Source organism: Candidatus Magnetaquicoccus inordinatus, from assembly GCF_004217665.1.
Taxonomy (GTDB): Bacteria; Pseudomonadota; Magnetococcia; order Magnetococcales; family Magnetaquicoccaceae; genus Magnetaquicoccus; species Magnetaquicoccus inordinatus.
Genome location: NZ_RXIU01000457.1, coordinates 1 through 1,355, shown reverse-complemented (window position 1 = coordinate 1,355; position 1,355 = coordinate 1). Strand labels below are relative to the sequence as shown.

At 56.8% G+C, this 1,355-nt stretch carries 1 protein-coding gene and 1 pseudogene; both read left to right on the top strand.

The features are described 5' to 3' along the window. Positions 1-698: 698 nt before the first annotated feature. Positions 699-980 (top strand): annotated as a pseudogene (locus tag EJP87_RS19135) (HflX-like GTP-binding protein); the annotation flags it as partial. A 13-nt stretch (positions 981-993) separates the two neighbouring features. Then, on the top strand, positions 994-1,206 hold the full coding sequence (locus tag EJP87_RS18750; protein WP_130472934.1) for a response regulator: 213 nt from the start codon (positions 994-996) through the stop codon (positions 1,204-1,206). Positions 1,207-1,355: the final 149 nt, after the last annotated feature.

Here is a 1,355-nt window from a genome sequence, read left to right as displayed (position 1 = left end):
TTTATATGGGGTCCAGGGACGAAGCCCCATATGCGCTAACATAATGGAATGATATCAACTTTATATGGGGTCCAGGGACGAAGCCCCATATGCGCTAACATAATGGAATGATATCAACTTTATATGGGGTCCAGGGGAGATTATCTCCCCTGGTGGGAGTCCAGAGGGCGAAGCCCTCTGGCAGGGTGCAGGGACGGAGTCCCTGCATGCAAGTGCGCTTACAAAGAGCACATTTTCGCAGAAAATGTGCGTAGCGCACACCAAACCTGCCCCGCAGGGGCAGACTCCTGGAGGGCGGCAGCCCGACCCACACCGGGCGGAACTGTAAAGCGTTGGGAGAGAATGGGGCAACGTTGACGTGCGCTGTCAAGCGACACGAAAAACCGTTTGCACACTCCGAAGCGTGCTGATCTTGGCCAGGTCTCGGTCGGGCTCCGCCCTCCAGGAGTCCGCCCCTGCGGGGCGGGTCTTGTGCGCGCGGCGCCAATTTGCTGCGCAAATTGGCTTTGGTAAAAGCGCGCATTCATGCAAGGGCTCCGCCCTTGCAACCCGCCAAAGGGCTTCGCCCTCTGGACTCCCACAAGGGGAGATAATCTCCCCTTGACCCCATAATCATCGTGCGATTGGTATGATTCGGGAATCATAGGGAGGTTTTCTATCAATTTATCAATTGTTTGTCTACTGTTACTGGAAACATCATGACCAGCCGCACCCTCCTGGACACCGCTACCCCACCCGATCGCGGCTTCCTGATTCAAATCATCCCACCCCACCGGGATCGGGAATACGCCGAATTGCTGGCCGCCGAACTGGACCACCTGGCTCGCGGTGCTGGCTTGGAAGTGGTCGGCAGCCGCCTCTACTCCGCCCGCCGCGCCATTCCCGCAACCTACCTGGGTAGCGGCTCCGTCACCGAACTGGCCGCCGAAATCCAGGCCTGCAACGCCGCCGTCGTGGTCTTCAATAACCCACTCTCCGCCGTCCAACAGCGTGATGGATGGGTATCAAGCCAGTCGGGCGATTCGGGCCTGGGAGCAGGAGCGGGGGCGGGTTCCGATCCCGATCATTGCGTTTACGGCGGATGTGACCGAGGAGAGCCGGCAGAATGGTGCAGCGGCGGGCATGGATGATTTTTTGAGCAAGCCGGTGTTTCTGGCGCCGTTGCGGGCGATGTTGGATACCTATTTGGGGCGGGGGCGGGAGTAGGGCAGCGTAAAACGAACACTACCCAAAAATATTACAGCACATAAAATACAATAAATTACCAATTTCAAATAATTTATATGGGGTCCAGGGACGAAGCCCCATATGCGCTAACATAATGGAATGATATCAACTTTATATGGGGTCCAGGG

Coding starts and splice junctions, on each gene's coding strand:
- EJP87_RS18750 (WP_130472934.1), top strand. CDS start 994: ATGGATGGGTATCAAGCCAGTCGGGCGATTCGGGCCTGGGAGCAGGAG.